This is a genomic window from Tautonia marina (assembly GCF_009177065.1).
In the GTDB taxonomy this organism is placed as follows: domain Bacteria; phylum Planctomycetota; class Planctomycetia; order Isosphaerales; family Isosphaeraceae; genus Tautonia; species Tautonia marina.
On the sequence record NZ_WEZF01000004.1, the window covers coordinates 170,091 to 189,413 of the forward strand.

Sequence of the window (19,323 nt, forward strand, 5' to 3'; positions counted from 1 at the left end):
GTCGGTCAGCAACATGAAGTGTTGGGCTTGACCTCAGAATGGCACCAGTCCTCCGCCACCGGAAGGAGCCCTGGGCTGAGGTGTAGCAGGCTTTGGTTGCGCTGGATTCGCGGAAGGTTTCGACGCAGGAGTGTTTGATTTCGGGGAGTCCGGCGATCGCACCGGGGAGCCCTCGGTTGATCGGACCAGGGGACTCGGGGAACCGAGGGATGAGGACGTTCCGTCTGGATCTTGAGCACGTTGATAGGCATCAAGATAGGCCTGGTATGCCTCATCATCGAGATAGCGTTCGATGAGGGCCCGGGTTTCGGCCAGTTCGGCCTGGGCCGTTCGGGTCAGGATGGGGACCCCGAGTTCCGCTTGAGCGAGTTGGGCATCCTCGGCGAGGCGGGCGAGACGTTCTTCGAACTCACTTCGAGCAGGGAACTGGTCGTACTCCTCGAGGAGTTGCTTGACCTCGTCCCATGCTTGCCCTGACGCTCGGGCATCGAGCCGAGCCTCAAGCACTCCTCGGCGGGCGATCAGGTCGACAATTTCATCCTGGAGAGCTTTGAGGCGAAATTCGAGGGACACGGCCTCGGGCCGAGGCTCGACGGGCACCTCTCGCTCTTCGGGCGATTCTCCGGGAAGGACAGGAAATTCTCGGAGAGGCTCGATCCCTGCGGCGAGCAGGCGAAGCATCACAAGCTTGTCGGAAAACCTTGGTGGCAGGGTGATGCGTCCTTCTCGGTCGGTCGTGCCGACCTCTGAAGCGACCCGATCGCGCAGGCCTCGGGCGGTTAGCACATAGCCGGCGGCGGGGAGCTGCTGCTCTCCTTCTCCGGATACGAAGCGAAAGCGGGTCGGGACATCAGCAGGATTCAATCCCAGCGCAACAAGTCGGTAGCGTCCGGCCACTTGCTTGGGCAATGGTTGCCGGAGTCCACTGACGATCTCGCATCGAGCGATCGACCCTTCAATTTCGTCCACATGAAGGTAGGTAAAGGGAATGGAGCGGATTTCGCGAATGGTGGATTCCGGACCGAGGAAGATCCAGTACGGGCGGAAAACCAGGCCTGGTTCGACCAGGCGACCCAGACGATCGGGGGTGGGGAGGGCGGCCCCTTGAACTCGAAGCTCGGCTCCTGGGTCGGATCGAACAATCTCGGCGACGGGGGAAAAGACGCGCCGGGAGAGCTCAAACAGGGCGCGAGCGGCATCTTTCGGGTAGGGAGCGGGCTGTCGATAAAGGGGGCCAAGCTGGCGGGCCGTGGCGTCGTATTCCCGACCAAGGAGCGTGAATCCCCCCCCTGTTGGCGCCGACTCGACACGAAGAAACCAGCCTTTCTCCGCCCCTTTGACACCAGGTGCGACCAGTGCGGGTTCAAGCTGCTGGGGTGACCGACCGCGTAACGGGCCTTCGTCTGGCTGGATCTCGATCTGCCAGGGAGCTCCGACGAAGCGATGCGTGAGGGTCAGCCACTGATCGATGAGAGCCTCTGCGGAGGCCTGGCCCATTCGCGCGTTGGAATCGATTGAGAACCAGACTCGGATCGTATACGGGCGAAGCTCGATCGGAGTCGCTGGCGCGTCGTCGACTGGCGGAGCCTCCTCCTGAGCCTGACTGTCACTCGTGACCAGACTCAGGCAAAGGCCAATCCCAATGAGTAGAAGCGGCCACGATCGTCTCTGGGGGAAGCTCCGAATCATGGGAGGTCTCGGGAAAACCAAGGTTCGATCGTCCACGACTCGATTCCTTCATACAACTCGTCGACTTCGTGCGACGGGCCGGTCAGTCGGGTTCGCCAGGCGAACTGCTCTTTCAGTTGCCAGAGAGGTAAAATCGGGAGTTCGTCGCGGGTTTCGCGGTCGATAAGAAGGAGCTGCTCCCGAGCGGAAGGGAGGTCCTGCACCTGTTCCAACCGGAGTAACAGTTGCAACATCCGAGCGCTTGCCAGGGCTCCGAGGCCGTCCGCTTGTGGCGGGGCGGAGTAACCCGGGCAAAGAACCGGGCCGATCTCCAGCATCGGGTTGCTGATCGAGGCAACCCGATATGCCAGGTCGAACCGAGCCCCCTGACGCAACTCGGTTTCCAGATCCGATTGAGGTCGCTCCACTGGGTTGAGAACGACCCCGGCATCTGCAAAGGCATCGACCAGTTTGGACACAACCGCGCGAGCAGACGGGATCGACGGATACGCCAAGGTGAGTTCAATTGCGTCGATCCCCATCTCTTGCTTGGCGGCTCGGACAAGCATCTTGGCGAGGAGTGGGTCGTGGGTGAGAGGAGACACTTCGGGATCATCGGTTGCGGAACCAGCGGGAAATGGCCCGTCACTGGGGATCGAGGTCTCATCCAGAGGCGCTCGAAGGATGCGTTCCTGGAGCAATTCCTCTCGATTGATCGCGAAGCTGAGGCCACGCCGAAGCGACCGGTTGCGGAGCAAGGGGTTGCGGCCGTCGAGGGCGATCCAATGCATTCGGGGAGCACGGTAGCGACCGATCTGAATCTCGGGGTCGTTCTCGAGCTCACGGACCCGATCATGGGGAACCGATTCGAGCAACGTGACCTCACCTCGACGCAGGGCGGCCACAGGGTCCGTCGGCGGCTCGTACCGTCGCTCATTGATTCGAGCCAGGGATGGGGTTCCCTCCTCCAATCGATCGGCACGATCAATGCGTGCGGTCGATCGAGTCAACGGGCCAAGTGTGAATAAGCCACTGCCGATGGGCCTGGGTCCAGAGGGGGTCCAGACGAGGCCGTCTCGTCCCGCATGCGCGGGTCCCGCGGGGAGGAGAAGCCAGGCCGCGGGATCGAGGGGAGTCCGTTTCAGGGTGACTTCCAGCGTTGTGTCGTCGATGGGCCTGACACGGGTGAGCAGATCGGCCCATCGGGCATCGTAGCCGAGCGTGCTGGGGAGCGCGCGATCGGTCAGGGTCCTGGCCACGTCAATGGCGTTGATGGATCGAGAACCGTCGTTCCAGGTGATCCCTTTCTTGATCCGCAGTTCGAGACGACGGCCGATCTCACCGATCGTCAACTCGGCCGCAAGCTGGTCGGGCAGTTCGCCTCGAGTCGCTTGCTCGGACGATTCTGCGAGAATCGGGCGGTAAAGCAGGCTCATGACTCGGGTATCGGCCGGGCATTCGAGGAACGGGCCCGGACGGCGAGGAACGTCGAGGACCGCGACATCAAGAACGGGAAACTGAAGGAACGCTTCCTGATAGCGTGCCGCGATCGCCTCGTCATTGGGCCAGACGCGGAGTGCATCGGCAAGTCGTTCGACACGATCTGGCCCTTCAAGACGATCAGCCTCCTCGGCCAGGCGTTGCGCCAGGGAGATAAATCGCTGCTCCATGCGAGCGACTTCGGGGGCCTCAGGTGTCAGGTTGCGAAGCTCGGTCAGAACACGACGGCCAAGGGCATACGCCCCCTGTTCGATCGCCGATTCGATGCGTCCAGCGTAGCCTTTGGCGAGCAGGGGTTTGAGATTTGGGGTTTCTGGGGCTCGATCATGCAGTTGGCCGAGGAGCCGAAGCCCATCATCCACCTGCCCGCGATCAAGCGCATGCTGGCCTTCGAGGAAGATGATTCGATCTGCCGTCTCTCGAAGCCCCCGCCAGTTTGGATCACGAGATCGAACCGCCAGGACCAGCTCAAAGGCACGGTCGAAGTCGTTTGATTGCGCGCGGCGGAGGGCTTCGGCCAGGAGAATGTCGTCGAAATAATCGGCCGACTGAATCGATGTGATCTTGACGTAGTAATCTCTGGGTTCGTCTTCCTGAGTGCGGATCACAATGGCGTTGTCACTCGGATCCCGATTGAGCTCAGGAGCCTTGCTGACGAGTAGCCCCCCCACTCGTTCAAAACGGGGAGATTCCTTCGACTCCGCCGCGCGGAGTTCTTCCTTGTCGGGGAGCGGTCGCGGACTGACCGGATCCACAAAGAGAATGGTGCCGTCGATCAAGGTCAGCCGGTCGAAGGGAGGGTCGCGGAGGAGGTCGCGATTCGCTGGAATCGAGACGTCAGGAAGTTGCTTTGCCCTTAACTCGGCCCCGAGACCAGCCAGGACAATACCACCGAAGGTGACCAGCAAACACATGGTCTGGGGGGCATGCCGAAAGCATCGCATGAGGGGCCGATCCATCACAGGAAACGCGGGACAACGTCAAGGAGGCCAAAGCCTTCCTGAGATTATCCTATCGCCTGAAGGTGCATGAGGAAACTGTGGGAAGGAAAGTGGCTGAGGGGAGAAAACCGCAGGTTGAACTGCGTGACCCAGATCAAGTCGCGTCGTAGAATCGTCCCAACCTCACCAGGCCGATTCCGCCCGCAAGGGAAACGGATTGGCTTTCCCCTGCCGCCCCTTGGGGTCATCTTCATGCGCGGGAATTGCACCATGATCCGATTCAGGCCCCTCTGTATTGGTCTGCTTGCCCTGATGGTCGTCTCGGCAGGCGACTCGACAGCCACCGCGGAGACGAAGCTTCTTCGCTTCCCCGACCTGCATGACTCGACCGTGGTGTTTACCTATGCCGGAGACCTCTGGACGGCGCCGATCGAGGGGGGAATCGCTCGTCGCTTGACGACGCATCCGGGTCTGGAACTGTTTCCAAAGTTCTCGCCCGACGGATCGCAGATCGCCTTTACCGGTCAATACGACGGCGACGAGCAAGTCTACGTCATTCCCAGTAATGGCGGTGTTCCCAGGCGTCTGACGCATTATCCCGCGAGGGGTCCCCTGCCCCCACGTTGGGGATATGATAACCAGGTTTACGGGTGGACACCGGATGGGACGTCGGTCCTCTTTCGGTCAATGCGGGACGGATGGGATCTCACCGATACAAGGCTCTACACCGTCTCGCCTGAGGGCGGCTTTCCCAGGGCCCTGCCGATGCCGGTTTCCGGAGGTGGTGATCTGTCTCCGGAGGGGGACCAAATCATCTATTCGCCCTTGACCCGAGACTTTCGATCGTGGAAGCGCTACGAAGGGGGATGGGCTCAGAATCTCTACATCTTTGATCTGGAAAGCGCAGACCTGTCCCCCGTTTCACACTCAAACAGGACCGAACGTGACCCAATGTGGATCGGCGACGCGATCTACTTCAGTTCCGATCGATCGGGGACACTCAACCTTTACCAATTTGATCCCGAAACCGAGGAAACCGTTGCTCTGACCAAGGAGACGACCTGGGATGTCCGCTGGCCGAGCAAGGCAGACGACGGACGCATCATCTTTGAGAAGGCCGGCGAACTTTACGTCCTGAACGTCGATTCGGGAGAGGTGGAGAAGGTTTCGATTACCGTGCCGGACGATGCCCTGCCCCGCCGGCCGCAACGGGTGGATGCTTCGGATGTGCTAGAAGACTTCGAACTGAGTCCGAAGGGAGAGCGGGCCCTGTTTGTTGGTCGGGGAGACGTGTTCAACGCCCCGATCGAGCACGGACCAACCCGGAACTTGACCCGATCTCCGGGAGCGCACGACCGCGCGGCTCGATGGTCGCCGGATGGAACATCCGTCCTGTATGTCTCCGACGAGACAGGGGAAGAGGAACTCTACCTCGTGCCTCAGGAGGGAATCGGCGATCCGAAGGCACTCACCAGCGACAGCAAGTCGAGGAAGATCAACCCCCTCTGGTCTCCCGATGGTGAGCGCGTCGCGTTCGCTGACCAGACAGGTTCGATTTTTGTCGTTGAGGTGGAGAGCAAGGAGGTGGTCGAGGTGGCGCACGAGCCGTCGGGCCGATCGCTCGATTATGCGTGGTCACCCGATGGTCAGTGGCTCGCTTTCAGCCTGAGTGAGCCGAGTGATTACCGGGTCCTCCACCTCTGGAAGGTTGGGGACGAGGAGCCCAGGCCGATCACCAATCCGATGTTCAATGCCTACAACCCCGCCTGGGATCCCGCAGGAAACTTTCTCTACTTCCTGAGCGATCGCGATTACGCCCCGCAGATCTCAACGATCGAATGGAATTACGCCCTCGATCGTGAGGTGGGACTCTTTGCAATGGCCTTACGGAAGGATGTCGAGCATCCGTTCCCTCCCAAAATCGATGAGGTGACAATCGACGAGGAGGTCGGCGGAGACCAAACCGACGAGGATGACGATGAGTCGGGAACCGATCGGGAGAAGGACGAGGACGAGGAGGCTTCGCCAACGGAGATCATCGTCGAGATGGACGGTCTCTCGTCGCGCGTCAGCCGTGTGCCGGTTCCGGCCGACAACTACTCACGCTTGACCGCGAACGAGGGGCATTTGCTTTACATTCGTTCTGGACCGTTTTACTACGGACGGGATTCGGCGGTCAAGCCAACACTTGTGGTCTTTTCGATTGAAGACCGAGAGGCGACAAACCTCATTGAGGATGTCAGTGGTTACGTCCTCTCCCATGATGGGAAGAAGGTTCTGGCGCGGAACGGAGGAAGCTTCACGCTGCTCGATGCGGCACCTGAAGGAAAAGAGTCCGGGAAGTCTGTTTCCACCGAAGGAATTCGAGTCGATCGTGTACCGGAGGAGGAATGGCCGCAAATCTTTATTGAGGTCTGGCGCCGATTCCGAGATTATTTTTATGTCGAAAACATGCATGGTTACGACTGGGAGGCGATCCGAGATCAATATCGCCCGCTGCTCGACCATGTTGGGCACCGATCGGATCTGAACTATGTGATCAGTGAGATGATCGCCGAGTTGAATGTCGGGCACGCATACATCACGGGAGGGGATTATGACGTTCCGGAGCGGCCCCGTGTGGGATTGCTCGGCTGTCGATTCGAGCTGGATGATGAGGCGGCACGCTATCGGATCTCTCGCATTTTCGCAGGTCAAAACGAGGAGGAGACATACCGGTCTCCCTTGACCGAGGTCGGGGTCGATGTGAGTGAGGGGGATTTTGTTCTGTCGATCGACGGAGTTGAGCTCACGACCGATCGGAACCCATTCGAACTGCTACGAGATAAAGCCTCAGACCCTGTGACGCTGGAAATCAACGACGAGCCGAATCATGACGGTTCCCGGTTCGTGACCGTGCAGCCGAGGTCAAGTGAGACAGACCTGATCTATCTGGCCTGGGTCGAAGGGAACCGCCGCAAGGTGGCGGAAGCTTCCGAGGATCGTCTGGGATATCTTCATATTCCCAATATGGGAGCGGAAGGCCTTCGAGAGTTTATTAAGACCTTCTATCCACAGATTCGCAAGCAGGGGCTTGTCGTGGATGTTCGCAACAATGGAGGCGGAAACGTGTCGCAGATGCTCATTGAACGGCTCAACCGGAGCTTGCTCGGCACGCGATTCAGCCGCAACAACGATCGGGTTGGGACCTATCCCAATCAGGTGTTTTACGGCCACCTGGCCTGTGTGATCAACGCGAACAGCGCCTCGGATGGTGATATTTTCCCGGCACGATTCAAACAGGCCGGGCTTGGTCCCTTGATCGGCAAACGAACCTGGGGCGGCGTGGTCGGCATCACGGATCACGGGCCGCTGATCGACGGTGGAGGAGTCAATGTACCGGAATTCGGGACGAACGGTGTTGATGGATCGTACATCATCGAAGGCTATGGTGTTGATCCCGACATCGAGGTGGCGAACGATCCCGCTTCGGTGATCCAGGGGAAGGATCCTCAGCTTGAGCGGGCAATCGCCGAGATCTTGAAGGCGATTGACGAAGACCCCCGAACCCTTCCCGATCGACCGGACGACCCGGTGAAGGTTGACTGATCTCAGCGATCAGGACAAATTCAACGATCTCGAACGATTGATCAAAACTGATGTGTCGGGGAGTCGGTGAGCGATTCTCACCACTTCCGGCTGTCCAGTGAGGTTTCGAATCGCCTTTCCTGGTCGAGAAGCTCGCCTGACACTTTTCGTGACAGGCCTCGAATCGCGTTCGGAAGATCGTCCGATGTCCCTTTCTGGCCCGGAGCCGCTCCATGCGAACGCTCATCATCATGCTCGGTTGTGTTCTGGGAGCCTCTGGGCCATTACGAGCGGACGATCGCCCGAATGTGCTCTGGATCATTGCTGAGGACATGTCCCCTCACTTCGGTTGCTACGGTGAATCGACGATCGAAACACCGAATGTCGACCGCCTGGCCGCAGAGGGAGTTCGGTTTGCCAATGCGTTTGTCACGGCACCGGTCTGTTCCGCTTCACGGTCGGCGTTGATCACCGGAATGTATCAAACGACGATCGGTGCCCATCACCATCGCAGTGGTCGGGGATCGGAGCGGATCGAATTACCGAAGGGTGTGGAATTGATTCCCGAACGTTTTCGGCAGGCGGGTTATTTCACCAGCAACGGTACAATCGACGGTCGAACGGGAAAGACAGACTACAACTTTGATTTCGATCCGAATTTGTACGATGGGGCTGATTGGTCTGGAAGGAAGGACGGGCAACCCTTCTTCGCCCAGATCCAACTGAGTGGTGGCAAGCTCCGGGAGGGGGCCAACTGGGCCGAGCGCGTCGAGCCGGAGCTGGGTTCCCTCACCGAACCGGAGTCCGTCTCCCTGCCACCGTATTACCCTCGTGACCCGGTGCTTCTGGAAGACTGGGCCCGATACCTTGATGCGGTCCGCTACACAGACTTGCAGGTGGGTCAGATTGTTGATCGGCTGGAGGAGGAAGGCCTTCTTGCCTCTACCTATGTGTTTTTCATCACTGACCACGGGATCAGCCATGCGCGAGGCAAGCAGTTCCTGTACGAGGAAGGGATCAAGATTCCGTTCATCGTGCGTGGACCAGGACTTCCTCAAGGAACGGTTCGCGATGACCTGATTGTCCACATTGACATGTCGGTCACTTCAATTGATCTGGCTGGAATCGAGGTTCCCTCTGGCATGCAAGGGCGGTCTTTGTTCGCGGAAGATCATGAGCCTCGACGATTGATCATCTCGGCGAGGGATCGTTGCGATGAGACGGTTGATGGAATTCGATGTCTCAGAACCGATCGTTATAAATGGATTCTGAACCGTTATCCAGAGCGGCCCTATCTCCAGCCCAATGCATACAAGGATAATAAAGCAATCTTGCAAACGCTCCGACGATTGCACCAAGAGGGGGCGTTGAACGAAGCTCAGAGCCTCCACTTCGCAACGAAACGTCCCCAGTACGAATTGTACGATCTTTGTTCGGACCCGTGGGAGCTTTCGAATCTTGCGATAACCCCCGAACATCGCGACCACCTTGATCTTCGGAACGAACTGCACGAATGGATGATGATGACCGGCGATCTCGGGGTAGAGCCTGAACCCAGTGCAATGTACGACAGTGACATGGCACAGTACTTGGAAAACGTGAGGCGAAACAACCCTCAGCGTGCAGCCGAAATCGAATCCAACATTTCCCTTATGAAGCGTTGGGAACGTGAGAGAAACTGAACGGCATAATGCTGGATCTCCCACTCTGAGCGGTCTTCTGTCTGCCCAATTCGAGTCGTCATTGAGAGTGCGATCATGTCGTCCAGTACGGTCGAAGCGTTTTATGAAGGACAGGGCATTCCGGTCGAGCTGACCGAGGTTGAGCAAGCGCTCGATCAACTCTGGGGCCCTGCCGCCGAGAAGGCGGGGGGACCGGAACTCGAATCCCCGGCGGTCACCCGAGTGGTGCTGGCGAATGTTGTCATCGTGCACTTCGGATCGAATCGACCCGAGATGGAGGCGACCATCGAGGCGATTACGACCCAGTATCCCTCTCGGATGATTGTTCTGAGGCATGATCCCGGAGCGGGTCGAAAGCTTCTCACGGAGGTTTCTGCACAGTGCCATTTACCGGCGCCCGGACGGCCGCAGGTTTGCAGTGAGCAGATCATTCTCCGGACCAATGTCGAGGGGCGAGACTTGTTGCCCGGCGCAGTTCGGTCGCTGGTGGAGTCCGACCTGCACTCGGTCCTCTGGTGGTGCGATGACCCTCGGGAGGCTCCTGATCTTTTTGAGCAACTCTCCGGAGAAGCGACTCGGATCATCCTCGACCTTCCCGATCCGGAAACCGATCCCGCCAGTCTGGCTGCCGCAATTGAGCCTGGCGGCCGGCAATCGGCCCGGGATCTCGTATGGTTTGGACTGACGGCCTGGCGAAGTCTGATCGCGGATCAATTCGATTCACCCGCAACGGGGAATCTCGCGCGGATCGCCTCCGTCCGGGTCAGGTCGATTGGCAAGGAGACGAATCGACCGCACCGAGCCGCTGCCTGGTTGATCGCCTGGCTGGCCGGGCAACTGGGCTGGAAGCCCGAGGGAAGCCCCAGATTCAAGGGGAAGGGCCGAGTTGAGGCCGCCTTTCGTGGTCCGGAGGACTCAGTCGACGTGATCATCGAGTCAGAGCCTGGCGAAAGCATTTCTCGTGCCCAGATCGCGGAGGTCGAGATCAGACTCCGTCCAGAGGCTCAGACGGCGACCACACTCAGAATTCAATGTGATGGTCAGGGGACGTGTGAGATTTGCGTGATCGACGCAGCCGGCCAGGGATGTGCCTTTCCGAGACTGGTCAAGGTTCCCGTTCCCGAGACGACCCATTCCGTTTCGGCTGCATTGCTCACCGATCGTTCTGATCCGCCCTACCATCGCGCCCTGCCGATCACGCTCTGGTTGTTGGGATGCTGAACGAAGGAGATCGAGCAGCCGCAGGCATTCCTTTTGGGATTACTCTAGTTCAAGCGGAGGAAGGAATCGTCCCAACACGCTCGAGAGTCCGTCCGCCAGGGTGATTGCCTCGGGGAAAAGGTCTTGCGGCGAGGGTCCGATGGCGAAGGCAAAGGCTTCCTGTTCCAGATTGACGCGGAAGAGGCCCATCGGGACGATCCGCGATCGAGCTTGGCTCGGCAACGCGAGGGCCAGGAACTGCTCGTCCTCAGGGCTGATCAGGTCGGTTGTGATGATGACGGTGGTCAAGCCAATCACAAAGCCCGGGCCTCCGGAGGGCCACGGGGGATATCGGCCATGAACGGCTCGGGAAACCCGGAGGATGAGCTCGCGATGAGAGGCCGCGCTGGCCGTCACATCCTTCGGCTGGTGAATGATTGCGACCACTCCGAGACCTCGGCCAACAACAGGAATCCAGTGGAGTCGGACGCTGCGCACCTCGTACCGAAGAACGTCGAGGGGCGGATCCCGAAATTCTTCCCCATCCTCACTCGAACACTCGAGCGGTTGAAGGAGACGGAAACAGTGATCAAAAAACTCCTCGTAAGTCATTCGAGAAGGCCCTGCTCCCCCCTGGCGATCCGAACCTGAGTGGCCGTAGGATAGCCGCTCGGTCCTGTTCAGGCCACGAGCCAGCCCTGAACTCCGAGCCTCTGTCTCGATTCTTCGATGCCACTCCGGGAGGACTGCAATGATTGAACGACTCACGAAGGCCGCCCTCTTGCTTGTTGCGTTCACGGGTCCAACCGCAATGGCTGCGGACATCACGGTAACCTTGACCGGGCAAGGTGTTGAGCTCACGAATTCGCCCGTTTTTTTGACACTCAAGGATGCGGACCTCGAACCGGGTGTCTACACGCTGAAGCCGCTGAAAGGTGATGGAGCTTCCATTGAGGCCCAGGTGGTTCGAGATGGGGAATCGCTGGCACTGGCGATGGTGATTCCCGCGCTCGGAGCCCGAGAGACGGCTCACTACACGCTGGAACCTTCGACAGACGCGACGGAAGGGGTTTCGATCACGAGCGAGGGGCGTGATCTCCGCGTTGAAATCGATGGTGATCTTTTTACCATCTATCGCGCCGAGGACGGTCCCAAGCCGTATTTCTTTCCGGTCATCGGTCCCACGGGGGCTCCCATGACGAGGGCTTACCCGATGGAGGACGTGGAGGGGGAGGATCGTGACCACCCGCACCAGCGATCGTTTTGGTTCACGCACGGAAATGTTGATGGAGTCGACTTCTGGGCTTCCGACCCGCTGAACCGACCCAACCCGAAGTTTGGGAGAATCACGGAATCCGATCGGCTGGGGATCATTGACGGTCCGGTCGTGGGGGTCATTGAGACGGCGAACGCCTGGAATTCCCCGGAAGGTCAGGTGCTTTGCACCGACCATCGGGTTTGGCGCACCTATGATCTCGACGGGGTGCGTGTGATTGATTTCGACGTGACCATCTCCGCCGGAAAGTCTTCTGTGACGTTCGAGGATACGAAGGAAGGAACCTTCGGACTCCGGTTGGCATCATCCATGAACGTCAATAAGAAAACAGGGGGGCGAATTGTCAACGCCGAGGGGATTGTTGATACCGAAGCGTGGGGCAAGGCCTCGCCGTGGGTCGATTATACGGGGCCGATTGGAAACGAAACCCTCGGTGTTGCCATTCTGAATCACCCCAGCAGCTTCCGTTATCCGACAACCTGGCACGTCCGCGATTATGGACTCTTTGCGGCCAATCCGTTCGGCTACAAGGACTTCAACTACGCGGACTCGGGAACTCACACAATCGCTCCGGGAGAATCAATCGAGCTCCGCTATCGGGTGATCCTCCACGAAGGAGACACCGATCAGGCAAAGATCGCTCGTGAATTCGAGGCCTACGCGAATCCTCCTGAGGTGCAGCTCAGCGAAGCGAAGTGATTCGGGCCGCCCCCCCTGAGGAACGGGCGATTCCAGCTTGATCTTCGAAGTTGCGGCATCAGGATCAGGCTGGAGATGTCCCGACTTCGGCTACAGGACCGGTAGCTGAGGTGACAGCCAGGAGCGCTGGCACCCAACCACACCATGGACGGGTTGATCGTGTGGTTCGGTGGGTAACTCGTCGACCCATTGAGGATCAAGCACCAATGCAAGACGAGGCGCGTTCGGATTAAGCAAGGGAAGTAGGCGATCGTAATAACCGGCACCCCGGCCGAGCCGAGAGCCCTGAGCATCGAACGCGATTCCGGGGATCAAGGCCCAGTCGATCTGCTCAGGCCCGATTTCTAAAGCGCCCGGCTTCGGTTCGGGAATCCCGAACGGCCCGGGTACCAAATCTCGATCAAAGTGCTTAACCTGGAACAGACGAAGTCGTCGTTCCTGGCGATCCACTCGAGGACAGACCACGATCTTTCCCCGTTCGAGGGCAAGTTCAATCATGCCTCGGGTCGGGACCTCCTCGGGCAGGTGAGCGACGAAGAGCAGGATGACCGTTGCGCGATCAAAACCGGGAAGCGTCGAGAATCGCTCCAGGAGTACCTGCTCCTGCCGCAGGCGATCGGCAGGGTCCAACGACAGGATGCGGTCGACGACCAGGCGGCGCAGCCGAGTCTTGGCAGCGCGGAGAGGATCGGTCGACACGGCACATCACCTTTCGCGAAAAATCCAAGAGCCCGTGCTTGCTTCCCCAAGGAGAGAGACAAAGAACGGGCTCGATGGAGACCTCCACCCTAATGCCGTCCAGGGCGGTTTTGAGAACCCGCAGTTCAGGTGGGACGCTCAGATCCGCTGGCCAAGCCGAGGGATCGTACGGGCCCCTACGGGTTTTAGCGTTGGTTCTCCAATAAGCGACACCCTTCGCGAACATGGCAGAGGGCCTGGCGAACCAGACATCAAAAATGTAACACGGCCAGGCCTAGTCATCAAGAGGCGGGACTGCGATCCGAGGGGTTCATGGAACTTGCGATTCGAAGTCGACGGATCTGATCTCGGATGCGTGCCGCTTCCTCGTAATCTTCCCGGGCGACGGCGTGATGGAGTTGATCGTCGAGACGTTCGACAGGGTCAGCGCGTCTCTCTCGGTCGATGTCTCGACGGAGCTTGCGGAGGAGGATTAATTCCTGAGAGCTGTTGATCTGTTCCTGCTGATCGTACTCTCGGAAAAACCCTTTAATGGCACCAATCGCCTGATCGAGAACGTCGATCGCGGTGCGATGATCACTTCGATCGAGCGCCTGATGAGCAAGCGCACGGGCCCGCATCATGGTGACGTAGGGACGATACTGATCGAACGCGAGCTTGTCGCGATCTCGAATCGCATGCAACTTGACGAAGTCGAAGAGTCGAAGATTGCGTGCAGTGTCTCGCGAAACGAGGTCGTACCGTCCGAGGTGAAAGAGCGCGACGTACCGGTGATAGAACTGGATGGCCTCCCGCATCAGCGCTTCGCAGTCGGCAGGTTCAAGGACGTAAGTGCCTGAGTGCACCTCGTTGTTCTGAGCCCGGGCCTCGTGGTAGTCCAGCAGGGAATCGGCACCGAAGGGTTTATTCCCATCAGGCCTGCCCTCTAGTTCCATCTGAAGCAAGCCAAGATCAAGTCGCATCTGAAGCTTGTCTCGGCCGTCGAGACCGGCCACGATGCGGACCTGAAAGTCGTCGGGGTCGTGATCCCAGCCGGCAAGAATGGGGCGGATGTCTTTACTCACGTTCGAAACCTCTCGTCGGTCCCTCAGACGATTCGGACTCGATCTGATGAAGCCGAATCAAGCAGCAAACCTTTAAAGAGAAGTCTATGCCAGTCTACGTGTTTCGACCAAGAAAAAGACGCCGCGACTCCTCGAGGAAACAGGCGAGGAGTCGCGGCGTCGAAAACGAATCGTGTCAAAAACGCAATGCGCGAAACGAGTCTCAGAGCTCGTTCCCGTCGTGGATCATCGGTTCGAGTTCCTTCGTATTTCGCTCAACCGCCAGGACGATCGTTCGCTCCTCGACACCGTCTGGGCTGGACGAGACTGCCGGGATGATCTGTCGGCTGTCAGGAAGGCTGAAGCGAACACTGAAGGAGCCGTCGGGCCGAAGTTTGACCGGTTCCCCCTGAAGCGTGACTTTTGCATTCGGCTCAGTCGTGCCGTAAACGATCAGCTCGGCATCAATCTCGAAGTGGAAATTTCGATTACCGTTTGAAGCCTGGAGCGCTCCAGTTCCAAGACTGGAGAAATTCAAGGGGTTCATCGGGCGTCGAAGACGTTCCTCGAAGATCTCGAGGAGGTCTCGTGAGGCAGAACCACCATGAAGCGATTGCTTGAAAATGGTCTGGTACTGGGAATCGACGCTGGCCCAGTGCTCATCGAGCAAATCGTTGCAGCCCACGCGAGGGGTAGTGACCACATTGGAACGGGCCAGGACGAAAAACCTTCCCTGACGAGAGAGGTATCCAATATCAACCCGATAGGATCGAGGAGGCTCGCAAACGTCGATGTACCAATTGTTCACGCCTCCATGAATCGGGATGTCTCGAACGACACGTTCGGCATTCGCGGTGGTATCTTCGCTGGTGACATCCATGAGCCGAAGGATCGGCCGAGCGCGATGCCACTCTTGCCCCATGGCAGCCTGAGCACGACCAAGTGTGGTTCGGCTCAATTCCCAATAGGTGTGTAACCAATACGGATCGCGTACCGAAGTAATAATGCGATCCTTGACGCAACCGTGGTCAAGGGTCCTGGGCGGACTAGCTTGAGCCGAGGCAGGTTCAGGTTCCTGCAATTCGGCCCGAGACCGACGTGAGCGAACGTCACGGGACTTGACGTCGTTCGAATCATTTTTTTTGATGCCGGAGGAGCGACCAGGCAATGACGGGGGAGCGATTGCGGTACTGAGTGCTCGGACGAGCTGGTCTTTTCGCATCGCATGCCAACCGGGAATACCCCGGTCTTTCGCCATCCGGGCCAGCTCCTTCTTGTTGCAGTCCTTGAGCGTCTCGACAGTCATCTCTGGCCACTCCGAGTCCGAGCCGCAGGCGGGGGCCTTCGCGGCCCGTCGTGGTCATCGCGGACATCCTCCGTGAGTGGGCCGATCCGGAGAAATCCATGTCTCCCGGACTGCGAACTGATGGAAGCGGCCGGGGCGTTCACTTCAAAGAATTGTCCGAAGGAATTGCCAGGTACGCACGAGCAGAACCCACTAGAAAACACCGAAGGCGGCCCTCTGATCACCTGTCAGGGTAATCAAATCGCCGCCTTTACGTAAAGTAGTCGGGTCGTGAGTAAGCGTGTGCCCATCGGCAAGCCCTTAAACGGCTTTGAAGGGGACGCGGACAAAGCTTCCAGCTAAAGGTTAGATACCATTGATAACCACTTCTTGTCAATCAAAAAATAATACGCAGGGTGTCCATCATCGGACAGTTGCGACGAGTTGGCACAGTCACCGACGTTCCATCGCAGCGACGAGTGGGGATTTGTGAAAAATTTCTCAAAGTGGGTGCCTGGGGAGTTGACAGCACAGGTCTGGCCAATGTATCAAATGACTCCAACAGGGATCACTGGAAGCATTCGTGACCCGTCTCTTCGATTCGGCGTGATGATCCAGTGGATCCTTGCGAGCGAGTCACTTGCCCCTGCAAGCTGGGGCCGAGGAGAAAGGCGATTGTCTTCCCCATCATCCCCGAGTCCCGTGTCGGCTGGGCTGATCTGGGCCTATCGGATCTCGACGTTGGGTCTGGAGTTCTCCCTGCCCGCCCTGGCAGGTTTTGCACTCGATCGACGTTGGGGGACCGCACCGACGGCGACCCTCGTGGGAGCATGTCTCGGATTCTTTCTCGGCATGCTTCACATGATTCGGCTCGCCTCCACAACCCGATCCAACGAATCGCGTGAGTGACCTCGGTTTCGAACGAGACTCCCCCGGCGAAACTCTCGAACCTCAACGATCATCTATGGCCGACGAACACGCACACGAACATAGTCCGCTTGACCATGTCATCGATCATCCGACGCTCGAAATCCCGTTCTTTGGCGAACTGGATTTACCCGAGGTGTTCGGGATTCAGGTGACACGCTTCATGGTCATGGAAACGATCGCCGCCTTGGTCATGTTGGCGGTCTTCATTCCGCTTGCGCGTCATGCTGCCCGACAGCAAGTGACTCGTGGCCGGTTTTTGAACATCTTCGAGTCAATTCTCGTTTTCATTCGGGACAAGATGGCCAGACCCGCGATTGGTCACCATCATGCTGACCAATTCCTGCCCTATCTCTGGACGGTTTTTTTCTTCGTGCTGATTTGCAACCTGCTGGGAATGATTCCTGGTGGGGCGTCTGCCACGGGGAATATCAACGTCACAGCGACTCTTGCTCTGATGACACTCGGCGCCGTGATCGTGGCCGGAGTCAAGGAGATGGGGCCGGTCGGCTTTCTGAAGAATCTTGTGCCACACATGGACGTCCCTTGGATCATGAAGCCGATCCTCTGGCCCTTGATGTTTGTCATTGAGGTTGCCGGACTCTTCATTCGGCACGTGGTCCTCTCAGTGCGGCTCTTTGCGAATATGCTCGCTGGCCATATTGTGCTGGCGGTCATCCTTGGCTTCACCCTGACGGTGTCGCAGGCGGCCCTCTACATCAAGGGGCCGGTGATTGCCGCCAGTGTTGGCGGCGTGGTGTTGTTGAGCCTGCTCGAACTGTTCGTGGCGTTTTTGCAGGCTTACATTTTCACCTTCTTGTCGGCGTTGTTTATCGGTGCGGCTGTCCACTCGCATTGAGTTCGCGGCGGACGGGCAATCCAGCGGCGGGTGTCCGCTGGGTTTGATTCCCTCGCCCCATCGATCCCTTGCCCCACAACCCCTGAGGAGTGTTCCCCCCCATGTCCTTCGCGAAGATCGCCGCCCCGATTCTGGTCTTCTCCGCCGCCCTCCTGGTTCCGGCCATCGCCTCGTTCGCTCAGGACGAGACCGTTGCCGTCGCTTTTCAGGCGGAATCGGCAGAAGACGCGGCTCGGATTGCGAGTGCTGCCTCGTCCAAAGGAGCGTTCGCGGATTCCCGGGCATTGGGTGCCGGTCTGGTGATTATCGGTGCCGGTTTCGGAATCGGTATGCTGACTCGCTCGGCAGTCGAGAGTATGGCTCGTCAACCCGAAACTGCCGGCAATGTTCAGACTGCGATGATTATCTCGGCTGCACTTATTGAAGGTGTCTCCTTCTTCGCCTTGATCATCATCGGCTTCATTCTGTCAGCGTACTGAGTTGAGCCAAGAGTTGTCCGGGACTCCTGGATCTCACCGGGGGTTCTCGGACAACTCCCCAACGGAATTCCTGTTCGCTTTTTCAATCCTTCGCACTCCCTGATCGCCGCGAACCGACTCGATCGCGAGGCCCCCCTGCGATGCTCCGGCGCAAGCTCTCGGCCTTTGGGCCACTGATGACTTTCCTGCTGACCCTGACCACGATTTGGATCGTCGGCGGAACTTCGGCCTTTGCCGAACCGTTGATCGACGATGCCGTTCAGGCCGTCGCGGGTCAAGAACACGACTCACACGCAACCAGTGAAGGTGAGATTGATATTCTCGCCGCAGAGCCTTCTCTGGCGATTTACACTGTCACTGTCTTTTTCCTGCTTCTGTTGTTGCTCTATCGATTCGCCTGGGGACCAATCTCCAAAGCGCTGGAAGCCCGGGAGCAATCGCTGGAATCTGCCTTCCGTGAGGCAGAAAATGCGAGAGCCGAAGCGGCTGCCTTGCTGGAACAACATCGGAAGCAGATGGAACAGGTCCAGGATCAGGTTAGACAGATCATGGATGAGGCCAACCGTAAGGCCGAAACGGCCTATCAAGAACGGCTTGGTCAGGCTCGCGCAGACGCCGAGGCGACTGTTGAGCGAGCGACTCGAGAAATTTCGGCCGCCAAGGAGCAGGCGGTCGCAGACCTCTACGAACGATCGGCCGATCTTGCAGTGGCAGTCGCCGGCCAGGTCCTGCGTCGGGAAATCGCCGGTGAGGAACACCGCCGATTGATCGAAGTGGCCTCTCAGGAACTTCAAGCGGTTGGTCCGAACGGTCGAGGAGGACTGAGCTGATGAGCAGCACAGAACCTTCCGTCGATGTCAGTGGGACCGTCTTCGATGAAGGTGCTGAAGAGATTTCCCACACCTACGCCACCGCTCTGCTGAACGTGACTGAATCGAGCAACGAGGTTGAGACGATTCTCGACGAGCTCGATGAGTTCGTGACGGACATCTTCGAGCATCAACCCGTTTTCGCCGGCTTGCTTTCCGAAGGAATTTCGGATCAGCATCGCCGTGATCAGCTGCTGGTTTCGACGTTCGAGGGACGAGCCCATCCGACGCTTTTGAGGTTTCTCAGAGTCTTGAACCGTCGAGATCGTCTCGGCCTTGTTCCGCTGATCGCCCGAACCGCTCGGGCAATGTGGCATCGCCAAAACAATCGTATCCCTGTGACGATTCGTTCCGCCGTTCCTCTCGATGTTGACCAGCGTGCCTTGCTTCAGGAGCGCCTGGTGTCTCTCGCCGGAGGAGCGACCCCCATGATCACCGAGGAGGTTCAACCAGAACTTCTCGGTGGCCTTGTAGTTCAGATCGGGGACCAACTCTACGATGCCTCGGTCCGGAACCAATTGCGACGAATGCACGAAGTCTTGCTCCGCAGTCGGGCCGGAGAACTTCGCAGTCGCTTGGATCTCGTGGTCGATTGACCATGCCCCGAACTCTTCTTGAATACTGCCGTC

General features: G+C 58.6%; 15 protein-coding genes. 9 read left to right on the plus strand and 6 right to left on the minus strand.

Going from position 1 to position 19,323, the window contains the following annotated elements:
• Nucleotides 1-33: 33 nt before the first annotated feature.
• Nucleotides 34-1,689 (minus strand): hypothetical protein, encoded by a 1,656-nt coding sequence (locus GA615_RS06770; protein ID WP_152050516.1) that lies wholly within the window; start codon nucleotides 1,687-1,689, stop codon nucleotides 34-36.
• On the minus strand, nucleotides 1,686-4,112 hold the full coding sequence (locus GA615_RS06775) for an ABC transporter substrate-binding protein (protein ID WP_161602206.1): 2,427 nt from the start codon (nucleotides 4,110-4,112) through the stop codon (nucleotides 1,686-1,688). The genes GA615_RS06770 and GA615_RS06775 overlap by 4 nt, the downstream gene beginning before the upstream one ends.
• Before the next feature lie 267 nt (nucleotides 4,113-4,379).
• Here GA615_RS06775 and GA615_RS06780 point away from each other — a divergent pair, with 267 nt between their 5' ends.
• The 3 genes from GA615_RS06780 to GA615_RS06790 all read left to right on the plus strand — a co-directional run bounded on the left by GA615_RS06780 (nucleotide 4,380) and on the right by GA615_RS06790 (nucleotide 10,579).
• On the plus strand, nucleotides 4,380-7,697 hold the full coding sequence (locus GA615_RS06780) for a S41 family peptidase (RefSeq protein WP_161602207.1): 3,318 nt from the start codon (nucleotides 4,380-4,382) through the stop codon (nucleotides 7,695-7,697).
• 230 nt (nucleotides 7,698-7,927) lie between these two features.
• Nucleotides 7,928-9,358, plus strand: a complete 1,431-nt coding sequence (locus GA615_RS06785; protein ID WP_152050653.1) for a sulfatase family protein — start codon at nucleotides 7,928-7,930, stop codon at nucleotides 9,356-9,358.
• A gap of 75 nt (nucleotides 9,359-9,433) precedes the next feature.
• Nucleotides 9,434-10,579 carry a glucose-6-phosphate dehydrogenase assembly protein OpcA gene (locus tag GA615_RS06790; RefSeq protein ID WP_152050519.1) on the plus strand — a complete coding sequence of 382 codons (1,146 nt, stop codon included), beginning with the start codon at nucleotides 9,434-9,436 and terminating at the stop codon, nucleotides 10,577-10,579.
• A gap of 39 nt (nucleotides 10,580-10,618) precedes the next feature.
• On the opposite strand, the gene GA615_RS06795 is transcribed toward GA615_RS06790, so the two are convergent.
• Nucleotides 10,619-11,005, minus strand: coding sequence for a hypothetical protein (locus tag GA615_RS06795; protein WP_235905166.1), 387 nt, complete (start codon nucleotides 11,003-11,005; stop codon nucleotides 10,619-10,621).
• 304 nt (nucleotides 11,006-11,309) lie between these two features.
• Between GA615_RS06795 and GA615_RS06800 the strand changes: the two genes are divergently transcribed.
• Complete coding sequence (locus GA615_RS06800; protein WP_152050521.1) at nucleotides 11,310-12,533, plus strand: DUF6807 domain-containing protein; 1,224 nt, start codon at nucleotides 11,310-11,312, stop codon at nucleotides 12,531-12,533.
• 90 nt (nucleotides 12,534-12,623) lie between these two features.
• Here the strand turns inward: GA615_RS06800 and GA615_RS06805 are convergent, their stop codons facing one another.
• The 3 genes from GA615_RS06805 to GA615_RS06815 form a co-directional block, all read right to left on the minus strand.
• Entirely contained in the window at nucleotides 12,624-13,232 is a 609-nt protein-coding gene (locus tag GA615_RS06805; RefSeq protein WP_152050522.1) for a 5-formyltetrahydrofolate cyclo-ligase, read from the minus strand.
• A gap of 281 nt (nucleotides 13,233-13,513) precedes the next feature.
• Complete coding sequence (locus tag GA615_RS06810) at nucleotides 13,514-14,296, minus strand: UvrB/UvrC motif-containing protein (RefSeq protein WP_152050523.1); 783 nt, start codon at nucleotides 14,294-14,296, stop codon at nucleotides 13,514-13,516.
• 202 nt (nucleotides 14,297-14,498) lie between these two features.
• On the minus strand, nucleotides 14,499-15,581 hold the full coding sequence (locus GA615_RS06815; protein WP_152050524.1) for a DUF4912 domain-containing protein: 1,083 nt from the start codon (nucleotides 15,579-15,581) through the stop codon (nucleotides 14,499-14,501).
• Nucleotides 15,582-16,169: 588 nt separating this feature from the next.
• Here GA615_RS06815 and GA615_RS28650 point away from each other — a divergent pair.
• The 5 genes from GA615_RS28650 to atpH all read left to right on the plus strand — a co-directional run bounded on the left by GA615_RS28650 (nucleotide 16,170) and on the right by atpH (nucleotide 19,290).
• The gene (locus GA615_RS28650) at nucleotides 16,170-16,469 is read left to right on the plus strand and encodes an AtpZ/AtpI family protein (RefSeq protein ID WP_390622217.1); all 300 of its coding nucleotides are present in this window, start codon (nucleotides 16,170-16,172) and stop codon (nucleotides 16,467-16,469) included.
• 55 nt (nucleotides 16,470-16,524) lie between these two features.
• Entirely contained in the window at nucleotides 16,525-17,346 is an 822-nt protein-coding gene (atpB, locus tag GA615_RS06825; protein WP_152050526.1) for a F0F1 ATP synthase subunit A, read from the plus strand.
• A gap of 101 nt (nucleotides 17,347-17,447) precedes the next feature.
• Nucleotides 17,448-17,825: an ATP synthase F0 subunit C gene (gene atpE / locus GA615_RS06830; RefSeq protein WP_152050527.1), complete on the plus strand. Its 378-nt coding sequence runs from the start codon at nucleotides 17,448-17,450 to the stop codon at nucleotides 17,823-17,825.
• Between the two features lie 140 nt (nucleotides 17,826-17,965).
• Nucleotides 17,966-18,655 carry a F0F1 ATP synthase subunit B gene (atpF, locus tag GA615_RS06835; protein ID WP_152050528.1) on the plus strand — a complete coding sequence of 230 codons (690 nt, stop codon included), beginning with the start codon at nucleotides 17,966-17,968 and terminating at the stop codon, nucleotides 18,653-18,655.
• Complete coding sequence (gene atpH / locus GA615_RS06840) at nucleotides 18,655-19,290, plus strand: ATP synthase F1 subunit delta (RefSeq protein WP_152050529.1); 636 nt, start codon at nucleotides 18,655-18,657, stop codon at nucleotides 19,288-19,290. Before atpF ends, atpH begins: the two co-directional genes overlap by 1 nt.
• Nucleotides 19,291-19,323: the final 33 nt, after the last annotated feature.

Coding starts and splice junctions, on each gene's coding strand:
- GA615_RS06780 (WP_161602207.1), top strand. CDS start 4,380: ATGATCCGATTCAGGCCCCTCTGTATTGGTCTGCTTGCCCTGATGGTC.
- GA615_RS06775 (WP_161602206.1), bottom strand. CDS start 4,112: ATGCGATGCTTTCGGCATGCCCCCCAGACCATGTGTTTGCTGGTCACC.
- atpF (WP_152050528.1), top strand. CDS start 17,966: ATGCTCCGGCGCAAGCTCTCGGCCTTTGGGCCACTGATGACTTTCCTG.
- atpE (WP_152050527.1), top strand. CDS start 17,448: ATGTCCTTCGCGAAGATCGCCGCCCCGATTCTGGTCTTCTCCGCCGCC.
- GA615_RS06770 (WP_152050516.1), bottom strand. CDS start 1,689: ATGATTCGGAGCTTCCCCCAGAGACGATCGTGGCCGCTTCTACTCATT.
- GA615_RS06800 (WP_152050521.1), top strand. CDS start 11,310: ATGATTGAACGACTCACGAAGGCCGCCCTCTTGCTTGTTGCGTTCACG.
- GA615_RS06815 (WP_152050524.1), bottom strand. CDS start 15,581: ATGACTGTCGAGACGCTCAAGGACTGCAACAAGAAGGAGCTGGCCCGG.
- GA615_RS28650 (WP_390622217.1), top strand. CDS start 16,170: ATGATCCAGTGGATCCTTGCGAGCGAGTCACTTGCCCCTGCAAGCTGG.
- GA615_RS06785 (WP_152050653.1), top strand. CDS start 7,928: ATGCTCGGTTGTGTTCTGGGAGCCTCTGGGCCATTACGAGCGGACGAT.
- GA615_RS06790 (WP_152050519.1), top strand. CDS start 9,434: ATGTCGTCCAGTACGGTCGAAGCGTTTTATGAAGGACAGGGCATTCCG.
- atpB (WP_152050526.1), top strand. CDS start 16,525: ATGGCCGACGAACACGCACACGAACATAGTCCGCTTGACCATGTCATC.
- atpH (WP_152050529.1), top strand. CDS start 18,655: ATGAGCAGCACAGAACCTTCCGTCGATGTCAGTGGGACCGTCTTCGAT.